Annotated in this window: 20 protein-coding genes; 4 read left to right on the plus strand and 16 right to left on the minus strand. The window is 72.6% G+C overall.

Features of this window, described 5'->3' with window-relative positions:
* Nucleotides 1–19 precede the first annotated feature (19 nt).
* The 6 genes from KY462_03470 to KY462_03495 form a co-directional block, all read right to left on the minus strand.
* On the minus strand, nucleotides 20–754 hold the full coding sequence (locus KY462_03470) for an NADH-quinone oxidoreductase subunit C (protein MBW3576796.1): 735 nt from the start codon (nucleotides 752–754) through the stop codon (nucleotides 20–22).
* Nucleotides 661–1,146, minus strand: coding sequence for an NADH-quinone oxidoreductase subunit B (locus KY462_03475; GenBank protein MBW3576797.1), 486 nt, complete (start codon nucleotides 1,144–1,146; stop codon nucleotides 661–663). The genes KY462_03470 and KY462_03475 overlap by 94 nt, the downstream gene beginning before the upstream one ends.
* On the minus strand, nucleotides 1,137–1,496 hold the full coding sequence (gene ndhC, locus KY462_03480; GenBank protein ID MBW3576798.1) for an NADH-quinone oxidoreductase subunit A: 360 nt from the start codon (nucleotides 1,494–1,496) through the stop codon (nucleotides 1,137–1,139). The genes KY462_03475 and ndhC overlap by 10 nt, the downstream gene beginning before the upstream one ends.
* A gap of 138 nt (nucleotides 1,497–1,634) precedes the next feature.
* Nucleotides 1,635–2,915: a geranylgeranyl reductase family protein gene (locus KY462_03485; protein ID MBW3576799.1), complete on the minus strand. Its 1,281-nt coding sequence runs from the start codon at nucleotides 2,913–2,915 to the stop codon at nucleotides 1,635–1,637.
* Between the two features lie 162 nt (nucleotides 2,916–3,077).
* Nucleotides 3,078–4,163 (minus strand): hypothetical protein, encoded by a 1,086-nt coding sequence (locus tag KY462_03490; protein MBW3576800.1) that lies wholly within the window; start codon nucleotides 4,161–4,163, stop codon nucleotides 3,078–3,080.
* A 32-nt stretch (nucleotides 4,164–4,195) separates the two neighbouring features.
* Complete coding sequence (locus KY462_03495; protein MBW3576801.1) at nucleotides 4,196–4,948, minus strand: class I SAM-dependent methyltransferase; 753 nt, start codon at nucleotides 4,946–4,948, stop codon at nucleotides 4,196–4,198.
* A 217-nt stretch (nucleotides 4,949–5,165) separates the two neighbouring features.
* On the opposite strand from KY462_03495, the gene KY462_03500 reads away from it, so the two are divergent.
* From KY462_03500 to KY462_03510, 3 genes are read left to right on the plus strand one after another with little or no spacing between them, the layout of a single operon-like run.
* Complete coding sequence (locus KY462_03500; protein MBW3576802.1) at nucleotides 5,166–5,939, plus strand: hypothetical protein; 774 nt, start codon at nucleotides 5,166–5,168, stop codon at nucleotides 5,937–5,939.
* A gap of 30 nt (nucleotides 5,940–5,969) precedes the next feature.
* The gene (locus KY462_03505; GenBank protein MBW3576803.1) at nucleotides 5,970–6,476 is read left to right on the plus strand and encodes a hypothetical protein; all 507 of its coding nucleotides are present in this window, start codon (nucleotides 5,970–5,972) and stop codon (nucleotides 6,474–6,476) included.
* Nucleotides 6,473–7,690 carry an isochorismate synthase gene (locus KY462_03510; protein ID MBW3576804.1) on the plus strand — a complete coding sequence of 406 codons (1,218 nt, stop codon included), beginning with the start codon at nucleotides 6,473–6,475 and terminating at the stop codon, nucleotides 7,688–7,690. Before KY462_03505 ends, KY462_03510 begins: the two co-directional genes overlap by 4 nt.
* 47 nt (nucleotides 7,691–7,737) lie before the next feature.
* Here the strand turns inward: KY462_03510 and menD are convergent, their stop codons facing one another.
* Genes menD through KY462_03525 form a run of 3 tightly spaced genes read right to left on the minus strand, consistent with a single transcriptional unit; the run spans nucleotide 7,738 to nucleotide 11,368 of the window.
* A complete protein-coding gene (gene menD, locus KY462_03515; protein ID MBW3576805.1) occupies nucleotides 7,738–9,492 on the minus strand; it encodes a 2-succinyl-5-enolpyruvyl-6-hydroxy-3-cyclohexene-1-carboxylic-acid synthase in 1,755 nt (584 codons plus the stop codon).
* The gene (locus tag KY462_03520; protein MBW3576806.1) at nucleotides 9,489–10,457 is read right to left on the minus strand and encodes an o-succinylbenzoate synthase; all 969 of its coding nucleotides are present in this window, start codon (nucleotides 10,455–10,457) and stop codon (nucleotides 9,489–9,491) included. The genes menD and KY462_03520 overlap by 4 nt, the downstream gene beginning before the upstream one ends.
* 44 nt (nucleotides 10,458–10,501) lie before the next feature.
* Nucleotides 10,502–11,368: a 1,4-dihydroxy-2-naphthoate polyprenyltransferase gene (locus KY462_03525; protein MBW3576807.1), complete on the minus strand. Its 867-nt coding sequence runs from the start codon at nucleotides 11,366–11,368 to the stop codon at nucleotides 10,502–10,504.
* A gap of 167 nt (nucleotides 11,369–11,535) precedes the next feature.
* On the opposite strand from KY462_03525, the gene KY462_03530 reads away from it, so the two are divergent.
* On the plus strand, nucleotides 11,536–12,594 hold the full coding sequence (locus tag KY462_03530; protein MBW3576808.1) for an AMP-binding protein: 1,059 nt from the start codon (nucleotides 11,536–11,538) through the stop codon (nucleotides 12,592–12,594).
* A 7-nt stretch (nucleotides 12,595–12,601) separates the two neighbouring features.
* Here the strand turns inward: KY462_03530 and KY462_03535 are convergent, their stop codons facing one another.
* The 7 genes from KY462_03535 to KY462_03565 all read right to left on the minus strand — a co-directional run bounded on the left by KY462_03535 (nucleotide 12,602) and on the right by KY462_03565 (nucleotide 19,452).
* Complete coding sequence (locus tag KY462_03535) at nucleotides 12,602–13,096, minus strand: hypothetical protein (protein MBW3576809.1); 495 nt, start codon at nucleotides 13,094–13,096, stop codon at nucleotides 12,602–12,604.
* 1 nt (nucleotide 13,097) lies between these two features.
* Entirely contained in the window at nucleotides 13,098–14,375 is a 1,278-nt protein-coding gene (gene ccsB / locus KY462_03540) for a c-type cytochrome biogenesis protein CcsB (GenBank protein ID MBW3576810.1), read from the minus strand.
* A complete protein-coding gene (locus KY462_03545) occupies nucleotides 14,372–16,111 on the minus strand; it encodes a cytochrome c biogenesis protein ResB (GenBank protein ID MBW3576811.1) in 1,740 nt (579 codons plus the stop codon). The genes ccsB and KY462_03545 overlap by 4 nt, the downstream gene beginning before the upstream one ends.
* Complete coding sequence (locus KY462_03550) at nucleotides 16,111–16,854, minus strand: cytochrome c biogenesis CcdA family protein (protein MBW3576812.1); 744 nt, start codon at nucleotides 16,852–16,854, stop codon at nucleotides 16,111–16,113. The genes KY462_03545 and KY462_03550 overlap by 1 nt, the downstream gene beginning before the upstream one ends.
* A gap of 14 nt (nucleotides 16,855–16,868) precedes the next feature.
* Nucleotides 16,869–17,438, minus strand: a complete 570-nt coding sequence (locus tag KY462_03555) for a TlpA family protein disulfide reductase (protein MBW3576813.1) — start codon at nucleotides 17,436–17,438, stop codon at nucleotides 16,869–16,871.
* Nucleotides 17,439–17,565: 127 nt separating this feature from the next.
* The gene (locus KY462_03560; protein MBW3576814.1) at nucleotides 17,566–18,501 is read right to left on the minus strand and encodes a hypothetical protein; all 936 of its coding nucleotides are present in this window, start codon (nucleotides 18,499–18,501) and stop codon (nucleotides 17,566–17,568) included.
* A gap of 15 nt (nucleotides 18,502–18,516) precedes the next feature.
* Nucleotides 18,517–19,452, minus strand: a complete 936-nt coding sequence (locus KY462_03565) for a c-type cytochrome (GenBank protein ID MBW3576815.1) — start codon at nucleotides 19,450–19,452, stop codon at nucleotides 18,517–18,519.
* Nucleotides 19,453–19,472: the final 20 nt, after the last annotated feature.

The raw sequence follows: 19,472 nt of genomic DNA on the forward strand, positions 1-19,472 counted from the left end.
GGCTGGATCCCTTCGAACGTCACGGACCCACCTTCCCGCCACCGGCCCCCGGCACGTCGCGTGACCACACCCGCTCGTCGGGCGGCGGGATGAACGCCCCGTGGTAGTCGGTGTCGACCCCGCCGAGCGGGTAGTCCTTCCGCTGCGGATAGCCGTCCCACTCCTCGGGCATCAGGATCCGGACCAGGTTGGGGTGGCCGTCGAAGTGCACCCCGAAGAAGTCGTACACCTCGCGCTCGTGGAAGTCCGCCGTGGGGTACACCGACGTCACGCTGGGCACGGTGGGCAGCGCCTGCGGATCGTCGTTGACCGCGACGACCAGCCGCAACCGGTGGTTGTTCGACATCGACAGCAGGTGGTAGGTCACCTCGATCGTGCCGCGGTCGCGGGTGAGGCGGTTCGGCGGCCAGCCGGTGGTCGACAGCTGCGGCTCGACGACGTGCTCCCCTCCGGGCCAGTGCACCCCCGAGACGTCCGACAGCAGCTCGCAGGCCAGCTCCTCGTCCTCCTTGCAGAAGCGGACGACGTCGCGGATCCTCTCCGCCGGCACGAACACGGTCAGCTCGCCCCGTGCCGTGGTCGTGTCGACCTCATCGAACCGTTCCCGGATGCGGTCTGCGATCGTCTGCAGTTCAGCCACGCCTACGTCCGTCCCCGCCCTCAGTGCTGGACCGTCGTTTGGAAGCGTTCCCGTTTGATCTGCTCGTGCAGCTTCATGATCCCGTCCATCAGCATCTCGGGCCGCGGCGGGCATCCCGGGACGTACATGTCGACGGGGACGACGTGGTCCACGCCTTGCAGCAGGGCGTAGTTGTTGAACATGCCGCCGGAGGTCGCACACACGCCCATCGACAGGACCCACTTCGGATCAGCCATCTGGTCGTAGACGCGGCGCAGCACCGGGCCCATCTTCACGCTGACGCGTCCGGCGACGATCATCAGGTCCGCCTGGCGGGGCGAGGCCCGGAACACCTCCATGCCGAAGCGGGCGATGTCGTAGTGGGCTGCGCCGGTCGCCATCATCTCGATCGCGCAGCACGCCAGCCCGAACGTGGCCGGCCACGTCGATGCGCTGCGGCTCCAGTTGACGAACTTCTCGACGTTCGTCAACAGGATCCCGGCCGGGAGCTTCTCTTCTAGTCCCACTCCAGACCTCCCGCGCGGTACTCGTAGACCAGTCCGATGGCCAGCACAGCGAGGAAGACCGCCATCGCGCCGACACCGAACCAGCCGAGCTGCCTGAACACCACCGCCCAGGGGAAGACGAAGACGACCTCGACGTCGAAGATCAGGAAGGACAACGCCACGAGGTAGAACTTCACCGCGAACTGCGCTCCGCTGACCTCGGCGAGCGGTTCGTTGCCGCACTCGTACGCCGCGAGCTTGCTCGGGTTGGGCCTCTGCGGCCCGACCATGTGGCCCACGAGCAGCGAGCCGCCGCTGAACGCCGCCGCGACCCCGAGCAGGATCGCGATGGGTACCCACTCACCGAGCACGACGCCTCCTCGCTATCTCGTCGGGGTTGCTGCGCCGGCGGAGCGGGGCCCGCGTGGCTCCGCCGAGCCAAGTCGAACCTACGTGCGCCTGCTTGCGCCCCGCAAACCGCTGGCGGGACGTCCGGCGGGGTCCCGCGGTCACGCTGCCGGGGCAGCCTTCTGGAGCGTGTTGATCACCACATCGGCAGCATCCGACGGACGTTGATCGGTCAGATGCGCCATGAACCGCAGCAGAAACCGCATCACCACTGCGTGTGACATGCCGTGGACGGTGCAGAACCGCATCACCTCCGGGTTACCCATCAGCCGGATGAACCAACGCCCCAACGTGAAGTACCCGCCCCACTGGCGTTTGAGCTCGGCGGCGTAGCCGTCGAGGACCGCCGTGGAGCGCTCGCACAGGGCCACGTCGACGACCTCTGCAGCGAAACGGGCTGACTCCATGGCGTAGGAGATTCCCTCCCCGTTGGTGGGGTTGACCATCCCGCCGGCGTCACCGACCAGGAGCACGCCCCGGTGGTGGTGCGGCTGGCGGGAGAAGCCCATGGGCAGCGCAGCGGAGGCGACACTGCCCTCGCGGGTCGCCGGACCGAACCCCCATTCGTGCGGCATCGCTGCTGCCCAGCGATCCATCAGCCGCCGGTAGTTGATGCGCTGGAAGTGCGGGGTGGTCCCGATCACGCCGACCCCCACGTTGGCGGTGCCGTCGTCAAGTGGGAAGATCCAGCCGTAGCCAGGCAGGAGGTCGCCGTCCTCCTCCAGCTCCAGGTAGGACGACAGCCAGGCGCTGTCCGCGACCGGGCTGCGGTAGTAGGTCCGTACCGCCACGCCCATCGGACGGTCGTCGCGACGCCGCAACCCCAGCGCCGTGGCCAACCGGCTCGAGGCCCCGTCGCTGGCGATCACGACCGGAGCGCGGACCTCACCGTCCCGCCCGTCCGCGTGGCGCCATGCGACCCCGCTGACCCGACCATCCGGCCGGAGCAACGGCCGCGTCACCTCGGTCCGTTCCCACATCTGCGCGCCCCGTGCCTGAGCCAGGCGCGCCAGCGTCTCGTCGAAACGCAGACGCGTGCAGGTCAGGCTCCAGTCGGGCCAGTCGTGCAGCTGCGGCCAGGGCAGCTCGAGCACCTCCCCGGCGCCGTGGACCCGCAGACCGACGTTGCGCCGCCAGCCGTCCGCTCGCCCCTCGGCTTCGTCGACCAGGCCGAGCCGACGGATCTCGCGGACCGCGCGGGGTGTGAGGCCATCCCCGCAGGGCTTGTCGCGCGGGAACGCTTCCTTGTCGATCAGCACGACGTCGTGACCCGCGTCGGCGAGGTATGCAGCGGCGGTCGACCCACCGGGGCCAGCCCCCACCACCACCACATCCGCGTGGACGACCCGCCCCGCGGCGAGCGGCGCGGTGGTGGTCGCCATGTGCGGGTCTCCTGTCGTCCTGCGCCGAGTCTGCCACGGACCCTGCCGGCGCCCGCTGGTCCAGGCGACGAGACTTCGTGAAGAGTTTCACGAAGTCGTCGGAAGTGTAGCGTGGGCTCGCGACCGCGCGGCACCGGCGACGACGGGTGTCGCGCTGGCTCGCTACCCGGTGTGGCTGGGCTCGGGGACCGGCAGCTGTGGGCCGCCGTCCGGCACGGGCTCCGGGACCGGCAGGCCGTCGTCGGGGGCGGCGTCGTGGAAAACCTCGGACAGCAGCCGCGCGGCTTCCAGGAACTCCTCGCTCGTGACCGTCACCGCGTCGTCGGGCCCTTGGATCGGTTCGGTGCTGCCGTGATCGGACAGGTCGAGCTGCACGCGGAACGACCCGTTGGCGTCCGCGGCGCCCGCCCGGGCCAGCGCCGCCAGGTCGAAGGTCGCCCCGGTTAGGACCTCGGCACCCGACATGCCCAGCAGGCGGCGGTACCAGGGCGCATCCAGGATCCGCGTCTGCATCGTCGCCGGGACCGCCTCGGGCAGTTCCTTCAGGTCGGACTGCAGGTCCTCCACGCGTCGGGTCGGGTCCAGCTGGGATAGCGCCGCGAGCAGCTCCCGCAGCTGCACGGCGATGTCGTACCGGCGCGCCCGATCGGTGTCGGTGACGTCGTGGACCGCGACGTAGCGCTGCACGAAGCCGGCAGGGTCCTCACCGAGAGCAGCGCCGACCGACGCATCGGTCGGCGTGGTCGGCCCCGGAGTGGGTCCGCCGAGGACCTCGTTGAGCCGGTCTGGGTCGATGTCGCCCTCGACGCCGATCCAGTCGCCCCGGAACACGGCAGCCACCGCGTCGGCGACCGGTTCCGGCGCGCCCCTGTCACGGATCAGGCCGACGATGCGCTCGCCGGGATCCCCGCCGCCGGTCGCCAGGGCCGCCAACGAACTGAACCCCAACCGCAGGAACGTGGTGTCGCCCGCGACGGAGCGCAGGTCGAACAGGTCCAACCCCAGGACGCTCAGGCGGACCTCGTAGCTGTCGCCTGCCCGGCGGCCCGCCACCCGCAGCCCTTCCAGCACCTGGCCCGCGATCTGCGCTTGATCCCCGAACAGGTCGCGCAGGGCCGCGTCATCGGCATCGACGGTCGCAGCGAACGTCACCGGTCCACCGAAGGTCCGCTGGGTCGCGGCGGCCAGCCGCGAGCGGGCGTCGCCGTCACCGCAGGCGGCCAGGGACGCCACCACGGCGATCGCCACGACGGCGCGCAGGATCGGGTGCTCAGAGCTGCTCAGGGCCGGTCCTCCCCGGTCGGACGGCGGCCGCGGTGCACCGCCACGATGCCCCCGCTCAGGTTGCGGTAGCGCACCTCGTCCCAGCCGTTGTGCGCCAGCCACCGAGCGAGGCTGTCCTGATCCGGCCACAGCAGGATGCTGTCGGCGAGGTAGCGGTAGGCCGAGGGATCCGACGACACGACCTGCGCCACGCGCGGCAGGACACCGGTGAGGTAGGCCTCGTAGAGACGTCGGAACGGGGGCCAGGTGGGGGTGCTGAACTCCAGCACCACGAGCCGCCCACCCGGGCGGGTCACGCGGGCGAACTCCAGGAGGGCGGATGCTGCGTCGTGCACGTTGCGCAGGCCGAAGGCGATCGTCACCGCGTCGAACGTCCGGTCGGGGAACGGCAGCCGCATCGCGTCGGCGTTGAGCATCCGCATGCGCGGAGCGCGGCGCCGGGTCCCGGCCAGCAGCATGCGGTGCGAGATGTCGAGCGCGACCACCTCGGTCGCGCCCAGGCGGACCAGCTCGCGGCTGAGGACCCCCGTGCCTGCCGCCACGTCCAGGATCGCCGACCCGTTGGGGTGGGCAGCCTGAGCGGCCACGCGACGCCAGTGAGCGTCCTGCCCGAACGACAGGACGCTGTTGGCCAGGTCGTAGCAGGGAGCGACGCGTTCGAACATCGCCTGCACCAGCGCGGCTTCCTTCCCCTGGATGCCCGGAGTGGGGAGCGCACCATCGGCAGCGTGCGGGGGGGCCGTCTCCATGCGCGCGCACCGTACCGCGGACGCGACGTCCGCACTTGGGGCCTGACTCGGGGCCTGGTGCCACGGCGTGGCAGCATCGTGGTGGCGATCGGCACCGGCGCTGCTGCGATGGCGGCGAAGGGTCGCGATCGGGCGACGTTCGCGCTGGTGTTCGCGCTGGTGTTCAAGGAGGCGGTCAACTCGGTCGAGAAACAGCGGAACGAGTCAAGGAGCGTCCGTGGCACGCGTCTACTGCCCCGAGTGCGACGTCGAGGTCGCCGTCGGCGACGACGGCCGGGACTTCCTCGGTCATGCTGTGACCCAGCCGGCTGGCCCGGCCGACACGCCACCTGAGGCGCCCCAGCCGTGGGTCTTCAGCGTCGGATCGGTCGAGTCGACTCAGCCGGTCGCGGCCGACGAGGCGACGCAGCAACCGGACCGCCCGCAGCGTCCAGACGCGGAGCCCGACGGCGACGGCCTGGACCTGCAGTCCGTCGGCGAGGAAGACCTGGACCTGCAGTCCGCCGGCGAGGAAGACCTGGACCTGCAGTCCGCCGGCGAGGAAGACCTGGACATGGGTTCGCTGGAGGCGGCCGTCGCCGAGCTGGGCTTCAGCATGCACGAGGCGGACGAGGCCGTCGACGCCGTGCTGGGGTTCGAGGACGTGGTGGAACGCCGTGCCGTCGATCCTGGTCCGAGCGTCGCGCGGGCCAACGACCCGCAGACGCCGCCCGCGGCGCTGGACATCTCCGAGTTCGGGTTGGACCTCACCGAAGCGCCCGAGGCGACCACCCCGCCCCGCGAGGTCGAGGCGCCCGACCAGGACCGCTGGGCGGTTGGCGACGTGTCGTCAGCGAGCACGCACGCGACAGCTGCGGAGGTCGATGCGCGCGACGAGACCGACGCCTCCACGGCGGCGAACGCCGAGGACGATGAGGCGACCGACCTGGACCCGAGCCACTTCGTGGCCCGCCCGTCCGGTCAGCGCAGGGGGCTCTTCGGGCGGCGCTGACCGCCCGTACCCGCACGTAGAGTCGCTCGCGTGACGTCCGACGACCGGCTGGATCCGATCGACCGCGCACTGGCGGAGCTGGTGTCGCGTCCGGCCGACGCGACGGAGCTGTTGACCCTGGAGCAACTCGCCGAGCGCACGGGCGTGTCGATCGTGCTGCTGGAGGCGATCGAGCGTGAAGGCTTCCTCGCGCCGGTCGGCCAGGGCGCAGATCGTCGGTACACCTCTGCCGACGTCGCCACGGTCGAGGCAGGCCTCGCGCTCCTGGACGCCGGGCTGCCACTTGGCGAGCTGCTGGACCTCGCACGCCGCTTCGACGAGGCAGCCCGGGGCGTCGCTGACCGCGCGGTGGACCTGTTCGTCCGGTTCGTCCGCGATCCGGTGCACGGCACTGCCGCATCGCGGGAGGAGGCCACCGCACGTCTGGTCGCTGCGTTCGAGGAGATGCTGCCGGCCGCAGGGACGGTCGTGGCCCATCACTTCCGGCGGCTGCTCCTCGACCGGGCGCGCGCCCGGGTCGAGGACACGAGCCCGTGACGCGCCTGCCTGTGCGCACCGTCGCGGTCAACGAGGACCGCCCGCTGTTGGAACTCCTCCCCGACCCCGACGGGGTCGTGTGGGTGCGCGGCTTCGATGGCCTGGTGGGATGGGGTGAAGCGGCCCGCTTCGATCCCGGGACCGGTGAGGACCGCTTCGCCCGTGCCGCCGAGTGGTTCGGGCAGGTGGTCGCCTCAGCCCGTGTCGACGATCAGGTCGGCGCGCCCGGCTGCGGGCTGGTGGCGTTCGCGAGCTTCACGTTCGACCCGAGCACGTCTGGGTCGGTGCTGGTCGTCCCCGCCGTCGTGGTGGGCCGGCGCCACGGCGGCTCGTGGCTCACGCTGACGGGATCGGCCCAGGTGCCGTCGCTGGTGTCCGTTGCCGTGCCGGGGCCTGGTGACCGGGTCCGGTACGCCGGCGCCTCCAAGCCGGACCTGCGCTGGCTCGAGGCGATCGCCGAGGCGATCACGCGGATCGAGGACGGCCGGCTCGACAAGGTCGTCCTCGCCCGTGACGAACTGGTGTGGACCCGTTCCCCGGTCGACGCGCGGCTGTTGACCCGGCGCCTGCACGACCGTTTCGGCGACTGCTGGACGTTCCTGGTCGACGCACTGGTCGGGGCGACCCCCGAGCTGCTGGTGCGTCGGGCCGGCGATCAGATCACCTCGATCGTCCTGGCGGGGTCGGCACGGCGCGGCGACGACGTCACCGACGACGTGCGCATCGGAGAGGAACTGCTGGCCTCCAAGAAGGACCGTCACGAGCACCAACTGGCCGTGGACTCCGTCCGGGATGTCCTCGCCGGGCGCTGTGAGCACCTCCAGGTCGACAACGAGCCGTGGCTGCGGCGCCTGGCCAACGTCCAGCACCTGGCCACCACGGTCAGCGGTCGCACCCGCGAGGCCGGAACCGCCCTGGAGCTGGCCGGCGCGCTGCACCCGACGGCTGCCGTGGGCGGGGCCCCGACCGATGTCGCGATCGACGTGATCCGTGAGCTCGAGGGCATGGACCGCGGACGCTACGCCGGGCCGGTGGGCTGGGTCGATGCCCGCGGTGACGGGGAGTTCGGGATCGCGTTGCGCTGCGCGCAGATCGCCGGCGCCCGGGCGCGGCTGTTCGCCGGGGCCGGTGTCGTCGCCGGGTCGCTGCCCGAGGAGGAGCTCGAGGAGACGCGACTGAAGCTCCGCGCGATGCAGTCAGCGTTCGAGGGCTGAGCGCGGCGAGGTGCGGTCGTCGCGATGCACGAGCCGGCGAGGAGACCTCACGGCAGGCGGTCGAGGGCCGCAGCGATCTCCGCGTGGATCCGCCGGTGCAGCGCCACAGTTTCCTCACGGTCGGTGCGGACCTCGATCAGGTGGATGCCACCCGCGGCGGCGGCCGCTGCCAGCGCCGGCGTCAGCTCGTCTGCTCGGGTGATCCGGGTGTGGGCGAGTCGGTGCAGGCGTGCCAGATCGGCCAGGTCCAGGCCGTGGGGAGTGGCGAACACCCGCTCGAAGCTGGCGGGGAAGCGCGCCTGTGGCAGGAAGTGGAAGATGCCTCCGCCGTCGTTGTTGACCACGACCAGCGGCAGGTCGACCTCGCCGGCGTGTGCACGCAGCAGCAGACCGTTGGCATCGTGCAGCAGCGACAGATCCCCGGCGAGAGCCACGGTGGGGGCCGGGGCCGTCGCGAGCGCCACGCCCAGGGCGGTGGACACGAACCCGTCGATCCCACTGGCGCCCCGGTTGGCCAGGACACGGACCCCGTCGCGCGGCGCCATGGCGAGGTCCAGATCGCGCACCGGACGGCTCGACGCGACCACGAGCGTGCCGCCGGACGGGACGGCCGCGGCGACGTCGCGGGCGGTGCGGGGTTCGCTCGGGCTGGCCGACCCGTCGAGGAGCGCGTCGAGGGTCGTGCGGGCCACGCGCTCGGAACGCAGCCATGCCTCGAGCCAGCCCGACGTGCGGGCGCCCGCAAGCGCGGCCGTCAGCGCCTCGCAGGCGAGTGCGGGGTCGGCCACCAGCAGTTGGCCGACCACCCGACGAGGGTCCAGCCACACCCCGTCCGGGTCGAACACGACCTGTGGCACATCCGGGCCGAGGTGGCCCTCGACAGTGCGGGACAGGACGGTGCGTCCGATCCGCACCACCAGGTCGGGGCGGTGCGCCGCAGCGAACGGCGGATGGTCGAGCAGGGCGTGTGCGGTGCTGATCGCGTACCGGCCGGTGCGGGCGCTCGACAGCGGCTCGGCGATCAGCGGCCATCCTGCGGCGTGGGCAAGGTCGACGATCGGTCCCGGCGGCGCGGCGGTGTCGCCGACGACGAGCAGCCCACGTTCGGTGTCCGCGATGCGCCCCGCCAGCGCCTCCACGGCGGCCTGGGGCGCGGGGCGGGCTGCGCGCGCCACCACCGTCCACGGTCGAGCGTGGCCACGTCCGTCCAGCCGCTGGGTGAACGCCGCTGACGGGGCGTGCCCGACATCGGCGAGCGCCACCAACGGCTCCCGGAAGGTGAGGTTGGCGTGGACCGGGCCGGCCGGTCCGCGCACGCCCAGTGCTTCAGCCCACAGCCGTGACGCGGTCGACCGCCAGTAGTCGTCGACGCCGGGGCGATCCTCGGCGATGCCGACCTCGACGAACCAGCGCACGTGGTCGCCGAAGAGCTTGAGCTGGTCGATGGTCTGGTTGGCGGCCGTGTGACGCAGCTCCGGTGGCCGGTCGGCGGTGAGCGCCAGCAACGGGACGCGGGCCTGGTGGGCCTCGACCACGGCCGGGTGCAGGTTGGTGGTTGCCGTCCCCGACGTCGTGAGCACGACGGCAGGACGGCCGGTGGCCTTGCCCAGGCCGAGCGCGACGAACCCCGCGGAGCGTTCGTCGATCTGGACGTGCACGCGCACCCGCGGGTCGTCGTGCAGCGCCATCGCCAGCGCTGCCGATCGCGAGCCCGGGGCGAGCACCGCGTCGGTCAGGCCGTGACGGGCGAATTCGTCGACGACGGTCAGCGCAAGCGCGTGTGAGGGATTGGCGGCCGTCACCGGTGGTCCTCGGCGGCGACAGCGGTGGCGGTGCGACCGTCTGTGCCCCCCATGATCGCCGCACAGGTGTCCAGCCGGCGGAGCAGGCCACGGGCCTGCTCGGGCGACGGGGCCCACCTGCGCAGCAGATCCTCGTCCGGGGTCGGGCGGCGGACCATGATCGTGCCGGCCTCCGGCAGGAGCGGATCAGGCACGACGTCACCGTCCAGGAGGCCGGCAGTGGCCAGTCCGCAGGCGTACGGCAACCGCGGCAGAGCCGCGGCGAGAGCGATCCCGGCAGCCAGCCCGATCGAGGTCTCCAACGCCGACGAGACGACCACGGACAGTCCGGCGGCGTCAGCGGCCTCGGCGACCTTGAGTGCCGGCCACACCCCGCCCAGCGGCTGGACCTTGACCACGACCACGTCCGCGGCGTCCAGCCCGGCGACGTGCAGCGGGTCGTCGGCCGTTCGGACCACCTCGTCGGCTGCGATCGGGACGTCGATGCGGCGCCGCAGCACGGCCATCTCCGCGCACGTCGCCACCGGCTGCTCGACGTACTCCAGGCCGACACGGTCGAGGGTGCGGATCGCACGGACGGCTTCATCGACGTCCCACGCGCCGTTGGCGTCGACGCGGAGCCGCCCGCCCGGCCCGAGCGCCGCGCGGACGGCCTCGACCCTGGCCACATCCTCGCGCAGAGGTTGGCCGGGCTCGGCCACCTTCACCTTCGCGGTGCGGCACCCGGAACGCCGGACGAGGTCGTGAGCCCGTTGGGGGTCCACGGCCGGGACGGTGACGTTGACCGGGATGCGCTCGCGGACGGGGTCGGGCCAGGCACGCGTGGCCGCCTCGTGCGCCGCGGCGAGCCACCGGCTGGCGTACGCCGGTCCGTACTCGGGGAACGGCGAGAACTCCCCCCACCCGGCGGGGCCGGCGACGAGCACCCCGCAGCGCTCGTCGACGCGCCGGAACCGGGTGCGCATCGGCACGCGGAACGCTTCCGCCCGCAGGTGGTCGTCGCCCAACGTCACGTCAACCACAGGCCCACCGCCAGCAACAGTCCGTAGGCCACGTGCAGCCGGACGGTCCCGACCAGGGCGTCGATCAGCACCAGCGGTTCGGTGGCGGTGCGTACCGTCCGCGTGACCGCCACGGCCAGTGGCGCCGACCCCAACGCGAGCAGCGGCCACGGGCTGTGTGCGGACACAGCCACGGCCACCGTCAGCGCCAGCGCCCCGCCGACCACGACCGTGTACAGCGTCCGGGTGCGGCGGTCACCGAGGCGGACGGCGAGGGTGGCCTTTCCGGCCACCAGGTCGGTGTGGATGTCGCGGAGGTTGTTCGCGACCAGGATCGCGGTGGCCAGGAGCCCGACCGGCACGGCCGCGGTGACGGCCACGGCCGCCAGCCGCTCGTCCTGGACGTACTGCGAGCCGGCGGTGGCCACAAGACCGAAGAACACGAACACCGCCAGCTCACCCAGGCCGGCGGAGGCGTACGGGCGGGGACCGCCGCTGTACCCGAGCGCGGCTGCGAGCGCCGCCGCTCCCACCGCGACGAGCTCCCAACCGGCAGCAGCCGCGAGCAGCAGACCCGCCACAGCGGCGACCCCGAACGCGGCGAGGGTGGCCCGCCACATCTGTGCGCCGGTGACCAGGCCGGAGGCCACCGCCCGTCGCGGTCCGACCCGCTCTGCGGTGTCCACGCCGCCCACGGCGTCGAAGTAGTCGTTGGCGTAGTTGACACCGACCTGGACCGAGACGCCGACGGCGAGCGCCGCGAGGAACCGCCAGGCGATGAACCGCTCGGCCGCTGCGGTCCCCACGACGACGGCCACGACCGCCGCGGGGAGCGTCCGCGGTCGTGCCGCCTCGACCCAGACCCGCACCGGGATCGCTCAGCCGCGCTCGGGGCACGTGCGGGCGCGATCCGGGCTCGTCACGGACGGCTCCTGACCAGCGGCGACGTCGCCGACTACGGTAGCCAACCGTGGGCAGCCCAACGGACGCCGCCAGGCTGGTCGCGCTCCGCCTGCCGGCCACGCCCGAGGCGCTCGAGGTGATGCAGCGCTCGTGGGCGGGCGGGGACGCGCTGCTGCCGCTGCCCGCCGCTGCACCCGACGAGGTGGTGGCTGGGATCCTGGCGGCGCTCCGCCCCGCTGTCCTGCGTGGTGACGACGGCGACGTCTCGCTCCCCGATCCGGTCCCCGTGGCAGCGGACACCGCGCTGGTGGTGACGACGTCTGGGACGACCGGCCCGCCCAAGGGCGTGGAGCTGACCCACCAGGCGCTGACCGCGGCCGTGGGGGCCAGCCTCGACCGTCTGGAGTCGGCACCCGGCGACCGGTGGCTGTGCTGCCTCCCGCTGCATCACGTGGCCGGCATCCTGGTGCTGTTGCGCGCCTGGCAGGCGGGGACCGAGCCGATCGTCCACGCGGGCTTCGACCCCGCGGAGGTGGGCTCGGCAGACGCTGCCACCCACATCGCGCTGGTCCCCACCATGCTGCACCGCCTGCTCGATGCCCGGGTCGACGTCGGCCGTTTCCGCCGGGTGCTGGTCGGCGGGGCGAAGCCTGGGCGGCGGCTGCGGGAACGCGCCGGGGGGGCCGGCGCGCCGGTGACCGTCAGCTACGGCATGACCGAGACCTGCGGCGGGTGCGTCTACGACGGCGTGCCACTGGACGGTGTGGAGGTCCGCGTCGACGCCGACGGGTGCATCGCCATCCGCGGCCCGGTCGTGATGCGCCGCTACCGCGGCCGACCCGACCTCACCGCCGCGGTGCTCGACGCTGACGGCTGGCTGCGCACCGCCGACCTCGGCCGCTGGACCGACGACGGCCGCCTGGAGGTCCTCGGCCGCGGTGACGACGTGATCGTGACCGGTGGCGAGAAGGTCGCCGCCGGGCAGCTCGCCGCACTGCTGTGCGCCCATCCGCGCGTCGCGGACGCAGCTGTGGTCGGCCGCGCCGACCTCGAGTGGGGTGAGCGGGTGGTGGCCTACTGCGTGGCGGCCGACCCGCTCGACCCACCGACGCTGGAGGAGCTGCGCGACTTCGTTGCCGCCCAGGCCCCGCGCCACGCCCCCCCGCGCGAGCTGCGGCTGGTCGACGACCTGCCGTAGTCGGCGGCTACCACACCACCCACCCGCCGGTGTCGGGCCGGTCGGGGACGCCGCACTCGGGACACTGGGTGGCCAGGAACCGGGCCCACGACTCGACCTGCTCGGGGCCGGGCAGGTCGTGGCCGTCCTCGTCGGTCGTGACCTCCCAGACCTCGCCGAACCGGTCGGCGACCACGACCGCGGCCACATCCGGGTCCAGGCCCAAGCGTCGGCGCAGCGCCCCGTCCTCGTCCTCCACGACGGCAAGATCCTCGGGCGCGGCCGGGGCCCGTCGCGCCGACAGCACCCGCAGCACCGCGTTCCAGTCGCCGAGGTCGTCGATCCCGCTGGCCAGGGCCGCGACGTACTCGTCGCACGCGTCGCAGTCGGGGTGCGTGAACACGACCACCGCCGCGTCGCGCACCGAGCCGCGCAGATCGACCGCGCTGCCGTCGTCGACCCGCGCCAGGGTGACGTCCGGGAGCCGGTCACCGACCGTCACGCTGGTCTGAGATGCGGTCATGTCAACCTCCCACGGGGTCGGTGGCGGCACGTGCGGTGACGGCCTTGACCAGTCCGTACACGATCAGCGCCCCGGCGATCCCGATCCACGGCGGGTTGCTGGTCGCTGCACCCGCGTAGCTGTGCAACCCGGTGATCCACAGGTTCACCGCGTAGTAGGTGAACATCAGCAGCAGGAACGCGACCACGCCGATCCCCGCAGCACCCCGGCCGCGCAACCCCCGGGTCGCCCGCGAGTGCAGGTACCCGGCGTAGGCGATCCACGCGAGGAACGCGCCGGTCTCCTTGGGGTCCCATCCCCAGTACCGTCCCCAGCTCTGCTCGGCCCACACCGCCCCGGCGATCACGCCGAACGTCAGGATCGGGAAGGCGAACGCGGTGGTGCGGTAGGCCAGGGAGTCCAGCGTCGCGGCTGACGGCAGGGCGGGCAGGGTCCACCACGCCGCCACCACGCCGAGCGCGATCAGCGCCGGGGCGACCGCGGTGGCGACCGGGTTGTTGAAGAGCAGCGCGTAGGCGACCGTCAGCGCGGTCGCGCCGATCACGATCGGGACGGGGTTGACCGCGTCGCGCAGCGCCCGCCCGTACAGGTGGCGGTCCGCCAGGCCGGCGTCGTCCTCGTAGCCCTCGGGGCGGTCTTCGGGCGCCGCGGGATCGTGCTCGTCGAGCGCCCCCGGGGCGTAAGCCGCCCCGACGGTCGAGCCGCGGTGGGACGCGTCCAGGGTCGACGCGACGCGTCGCTCGGCGAGGTCGCGGATCAGGTACAGCCCGGTGAACACGAACGCGACGATGAAGATCGTCGAGGCGATCATCATCGAGAACGTGTGGATCTTCAGCCAGTGGGTCTGCAGCGCCGGCATCAGGGGCTCGGCCGGTGCGTACAGCACCAGCGCGCTGCCCATCATCACCAGCGCCCCCATCAGCAGGAAGCCGTTGAGCTCGGGACGGCGCAGCCGCCCGTGCACGACCACCAGCGCGATCAGCACGACCCCGAAGCCCATCGCCGAGGAGTACTCGTACATGTTGCCCAGCGGCACGCGCCCGCCCGCGGCGATCGAGCGGGTCACGATCGAGGCGAGGTGGGTGCCGAGTCCGGCCACGGTGAACGCCACGCCCAGCCGTCCCACGGCGACACCCGCCCGCGGCCGCTCGTCACGGGCGCGGTCGACCTGCGTGAACGCCAGCCGGTAGAACGAGGCCACCATCGCCGCGGCGTAGAGCAGGAACGTCCACGGGAAGAACAGCGTCCGGGACAGCTCGGCGAGTTGGGTCTCGGTCATGGGCTGACGACCTCCCGGGAGGCATCGGGGTCGGGGTCGCGGCCGGATCGCCCGGCACGGTCGGGCTCCAGGCGCCGACGCAGCGCGGCGACGATGGTGGGGAACTCCTCCTCGAAGGCCTGCGGTCGTTGCAGGGCGTGGCCCGCGACGATGATGCGTGTGCTCCCGTCGATCTCGGCGGCCTCGACCCAGACTCGGCGCCGGTAAGCGTACAGCGCCGGGATGAGCCCAACGAGGAGCAACGCGGCGGCGGCCAGCAGCAGCGGGTCGGTCGGGCGGCGGCTCACCTGGAACCCGACCCACCGCCTGAGGTCGGCGAACGCCACGGTCGCCCCGGTGGGCAGCTCCGCCTGGAACCCCGGCCGCAGGCCCCCGTGGGAGAGCTCACGCATCGCGGTGGTGTCGAGATCGTTGACGCCCTGGACCCGGTCGAAGCGCAGGTCACCGGCCCACACGGTGTACAGCAGCAGCGGGGCGCGCGCGCCGGGCCAGCCGGTGGGGACCGGGCGGCCGTCGGGGCCCTCGGGGGCGTCGGGGAACAGGTGCAGCTCCAGACCGATCTGCGGTTGGACGCCCGGGGCCTTCACCGCGCCCCGCCACACCCCGCCCCCGACCGCGGTCATGTGGATCCAACCGTCGTGGGCGACGTCATCGCCGTCGCGGACGATCACCCGGGCGGCGTACCCCCAGTCGAGCATGTGGACCTTCATCCCGTCGACGACCAGGGGATCGTTGATGACGGTGGTGCGCTGCTGGGTCCGCCCGTCGGCGTGACGGATCCTGACGTCGGAGCGGAACAGCACCGGCTGCGCAGCCCCGGTCCAATCGACGTCGAAGCGGTCCAGGTCCAGCTGGAAGCCGGCGTGGTCGTCCGCGCCCCACCACCGGCCGGCGTCCTTGACCCAGTACGCGACCGAGGTGTCGGTGAAGCCGGGTTCACCCTCCACGATGCCCACCTGACCGGTGAACGTCGTCAGCTTGCCGACCACCACCCCGATCAGCAGGAGGTAGAAGGCGGTGTGGAACACCAGCGACCCGCCTTCGCGCGACAGGTGACCGCGTTCGGCGGCGACCTGCGGCCGCGCGGGGGTGGCGAGGTCGGCCCCTGGCGCCCCGACCGCCGCATGCTCCACGCCCGCGTGGGCACCAGCGCGGCTGTCGGCGAGGTCGGCGGGAGCGGGGGCCACCCCCACCCGCGCGTCCGACCGTGTCGGGACAACGGCGTCCGGCGGGGCGTCGTCGGCGCGGAGGCGGAACCGTCGCCGGGTCAGGACGTCGCGGACCGCGGCCAGGGCCTCGGCAGCAGGCTGGTCGGTGTCGATCGTGGCGACGTGGGGCTGGCGGGCCAGGTTGCGTGAGCGGGGTGGGCGGCCGCGACGCACCAACCGCCAGTACGCCCGATAGCGGGGGATGAGGCAACTGGTGAGGCTGGTGAACAGCAGCGCGAGCAGCACCAGGAACCACGGCGCGCCGAAGACGTCGTAGGCCCCCACGGCGTCGAGGAGGCGGGCGGGGAGCTGCCCCGGGCCGGCCGTCCCGTCCAGCCACTGCGCGACGGTGTCGGCGACGTTCGGGCGTTGCGGGACGACGGTGGCCAGGAGCGTCGCCGCCCCGAGAGCGGCCAGCAGGTGCAGCGCGGTGCGCATGCGCCGCAGCCACCGCCACAGTGAGACGACGGTCTCCACCGGGCCGGGGATCAACGGACCGCGTGCACGGGCCGGGGCCGGTTCGGTCATCAGATCGGCGGCTGGAAGCCGGTGACCAGGGGACGCAGCCACACGATGAAGGCGCGCCACAGCCCGGTCACCATGGCGACACCGACCGCGACGAGCACTCCGCCGCCGACGGCCTGCAGCACGCGGGCGCGGCGACGCAGAAACGCCAGCCCGCCCGACAGCCGCCGGAACAGCAGGCCGAACACGATGAACGGCAGGCCGAGGCCCAGCGCGTAGACGAACGCGAGCGTCCCCCCGCGCAGCGTCCCACCGCCCGCCGCCAGGGTCATGATGGCCGCCAGCGCCGGACCCAGGCACGGGGTCCACCCGACCCCGAACACGAACCCGAGCACCGGTGCGGCCAACAGACCGTGGCCGGGGGCGCGGCCGGCCAGGCGCACCTCGCGGGTCAGCCGCCCGGTCGCCATCAGCACGCCGAACACCACGACCAGCGCCCCCATCACGACCTGCGCGACCGGGTTGGACTCCAGGAAGAAGAACGTCCCGACCGCGACGCCGATCATCGTCAGCGGCACCGCGAAGCCGAGGACGAACAACGCCCCGCCCAGCAGGACCCGCCCGCGGGCGCCGACCCCGCCGGAGGCGAGCTCCTCGCCCGACAGGCCGGTGATGTACGACAGGTAGCCGGGCACCAGCGGGACCACGCAGGGGCTGGCGAACGACACGACCCCGGCGGCGAAGGCGATCGCCGCCGCGACGACGACGTTGGCGTCGGTGATCAGGGTGTGGACGAAGTCGGTCATGGTCGGCGCAGACCTTACGGGGCGGCGTGTTCGCCGACGACGTGGCGGACGACGGCGGCGAGCTCTCCTGCGGTGGTCGTCCCGAACAACCGGGCGGCGACCCGACCGTCACGGTCGATCACGATGGTGGTGGGGATGGCTTGGGGGCCGACCCCCTCGAACTGGGCCGTGAACGACGTCGACGGGTCGAACAGCGACGGGTAGGGGATGGCGAACTCGCGGATGTAGGCCTGTGCGTTGCTCTCGGAGTCCTGCAGGTTCACCCCCAGGAAGGCGACGTCGTCGCCGGCCAGCTGGCGGTGCGCCTCGTTGAGGTCGGGCTGTTCCGCCCGGCACGGCCCACACCACGACGCCCAGAAGTTCAGCACCACGGTGCGCCCCCGCAGGTCGCTGAGCGAGGCGTCACCCCCGCCGACGAGCCCGACGGTCGTGTCCGGCGCGGCCCGTCGATGCGACCCGTCGATCACGTCGACGCAGCCACGCCCCGACGGCACGTCGACGCACGTCGCGGGCGGGGCGCCCCCACACCCCGCGGCGACCACGGCGGCGACGGTCGCCGCGGTCAGCAGTGCGCGTCGTCCCATCAGGTTGCTCTCGCCGTGCGACCGAGGGTGACGGGCGATGGCTCGCCGACGGGGACAACGCCTGCGACGCGGGCGTGTTCCCATCCCCGCTCGCGCGAACGGTCGGTCTCGGTGGTCGGACGCCGGGTCAGGCGGGGACGGGCTCGCGCTCGGCGGTGCGGTCCTTCTCGCGGTCCTTCTCGCGCTGCTCCACCCGGTCGAGCCCGAACAGGCAGGCGCCGAACAGCACCGCGGCGATCGCAGTCCAAACCGCCGACGGGAACCAGATCGCCCCGGGGTCCTTGAAGGCGTAGAAGTTCGCCTCTTCGACGACGAACTCCTGGGGATCGGATGCACCCCCCGGCTGGACGTAGCTGGCGACGATCTGGAGCTTGGCACCAGCCACCCGCAGGCCGCGGTCACGGGTGACGAGGATCTCGGGCTCATCAGGATCGTCCTCGCGCGGCTTGACCCGAGCGCTCAGGAACGGCGACGCCGGCTCGAGGCCCTCGACCTGCGACGGGTCGGGGATCTTGTCGTTGATCGCCCGCCGACGTTGCTGGCCCAGCAACGGGGCGCCGGACTCGCTGGTCGGGAAGTACACCGACAGCATCCGGTCTGCGGCGGGGGACAGGTCACCGGTGAGCTGGTCGTAGCGGGGATTGTCATCGAGCTCCTCGTCGGAGGCGTCGGGCATGCCGACGAACTCGGCTGGGGTCTGGAAGGCGTCCAGGTCGTTGGTGACCTGGAAGTACTCCGCCCGCTCGGATCCCGGTTCCATCGGGAACCACTTGCCCTGGTAGTGATCGACGGACTGCCCGGGGAAGTACGTCAGGCCGGTCGCGATCGGCGTCCCCGGCGCACCGAACCACCAGAACAGCCCGATGGCCGTCGCGAACGCGAAGAACGCCGTGCCGTAGATCAGGGCACCCTTCTTCCAGCCGTAGTTGGACCACAGCAGCACGAACACGCTGCCCGAGAAGAAGATGAACCCGATGATCGGGACGATCGTCGAGGCGATGTGGGTGCCCGGGATCCCCTCCTCGGTGGCCAGCAGCAGCGGCAGGTCGAGCAGTTCAGGCATGGGTTCCTCCGGGTCTCAGGACGCCCGCTGTTGGATGCTCTGGAGGTAGTCCACCAGCCGCGTGATCGCATCCTCGGTGAGCACCCCTTGCCATGCCGGCATCGGGGGCAGGCCGCCCGGCACCCGCCGCCCCTCCTCGATCGTGTGTCGGACCGCCTCGCGCGCGGCACGGTCGTTCTCCGGCGTCCCGTCGGCGCCGTACCGGGCGAACTCGTGGATCAGCTCGGGAGCGGGCGCGGGACCGTCGGCGCGCTGTCCCGACCCGCCCGGGCCGTGGCAGCGGACGCAGTTGGCGTCGAAGATCTCGGCCCCGCCCGCCCCGCGGAACGCTTGCGGCTCTTCGACCTTGTCGACCTGGATGGACAGCAGGTAGGCCACGATCGATTCGATCTGCTGGTCGTTCATGGCCCCCCCGTACGCCGCGCTCCACGCGGGCATCGGCGTGCCGGCCCGACCGCGCCGGATCGTCTCGAGCATGAACTCCTCGACGTCCTCGACGTTGGGGTTGTCCTCGTACCGGGCGACGAAGTTGTTGAGGGCCGGTGCCGGCCACGACGCCTCCAGTCCCGACCCGGGCGGCGGCTGGGCGCTGCCGCCGCTGGCGTTTCCGCCGTGGCACTGGGCGCACGCCTCGGCGAACTCGAGCCGACCGTGCTCGAGGTCACGCTCGTAGAACACGTCCTTCCACTCGTTGATGCGGGTCGGCTCCAGCACCCAGTACACCGGGAGGAAGAACGCCATGAACAGCGTCAGCGCGACCCCCCACGACATCGCCCGCTCCAGGCCGGTGCTCTCCAGTTCGTCGTCGGAGTGGTAGGGGCGCATCGACAGCGGGATGTCGCCGGCGCGTCGGGGTCCGCGGCGCCGGCCAGGTCCGACCACGAAGTACGCCGCCGCGAAGCCCGCCAGCGCCACGAGCAGCACGATGACGGCGATGTCCCTTGCTTCCATGGTGCCTCGCGGGTCGGTCG

Source organism: Actinomycetota bacterium (assembly GCA_019347675.1).
Classification (GTDB): Bacteria; Actinomycetota; Nitriliruptoria; order Nitriliruptorales; family JAHWKO01; genus JAHWKW01.

Coding starts and splice junctions, on each gene's coding strand:
- KY462_03470 (MBW3576796.1), bottom strand. CDS start 754: ATGCCCGCCGCGGCCCGAGATGCTGATGGACGGGATCATGAAGCTGCA.
- KY462_03485 (MBW3576799.1), bottom strand. CDS start 2,915: ATGGCGACCACCACCGCGCCGCTCGCCGCGGGGCGGGTCGTCCACGCG.
- KY462_03495 (MBW3576801.1), bottom strand. CDS start 4,948: ATGGAGACGGCCCCCCCGCACGCTGCCGATGGTGCGCTCCCCACTCCG.
- KY462_03520 (MBW3576806.1), bottom strand. CDS start 10,457: ATGCGCACCCGGTTCCGGCGCGTCGACGAGCGCTGCGGGGTGCTCGTC.
- KY462_03530 (MBW3576808.1), top strand. CDS start 11,536: ATGCAGCGCTCGTGGGCGGGCGGGGACGCGCTGCTGCCGCTGCCCGCC.
- KY462_03535 (MBW3576809.1), bottom strand. CDS start 13,096: ATGACCGCATCTCAGACCAGCGTGACGGTCGGTGACCGGCTCCCGGAC.
- ccsB (MBW3576810.1), bottom strand. CDS start 14,375: ATGACCGAGACCCAACTCGCCGAGCTGTCCCGGACGCTGTTCTTCCCG.
- KY462_03545 (MBW3576811.1), bottom strand. CDS start 16,111: ATGACCGAACCGGCCCCGGCCCGTGCACGCGGTCCGTTGATCCCCGGC.
- KY462_03550 (MBW3576812.1), bottom strand. CDS start 16,854: ATGACCGACTTCGTCCACACCCTGATCACCGACGCCAACGTCGTCGTC.
- KY462_03555 (MBW3576813.1), bottom strand. CDS start 17,438: ATGGGACGACGCGCACTGCTGACCGCGGCGACCGTCGCCGCCGTGGTC.
- KY462_03560 (MBW3576814.1), bottom strand. CDS start 18,501: ATGCCTGAACTGCTCGACCTGCCGCTGCTGCTGGCCACCGAGGAGGGG.
- KY462_03565 (MBW3576815.1), bottom strand. CDS start 19,452: ATGGAAGCAAGGGACATCGCCGTCATCGTGCTGCTCGTGGCGCTGGCG.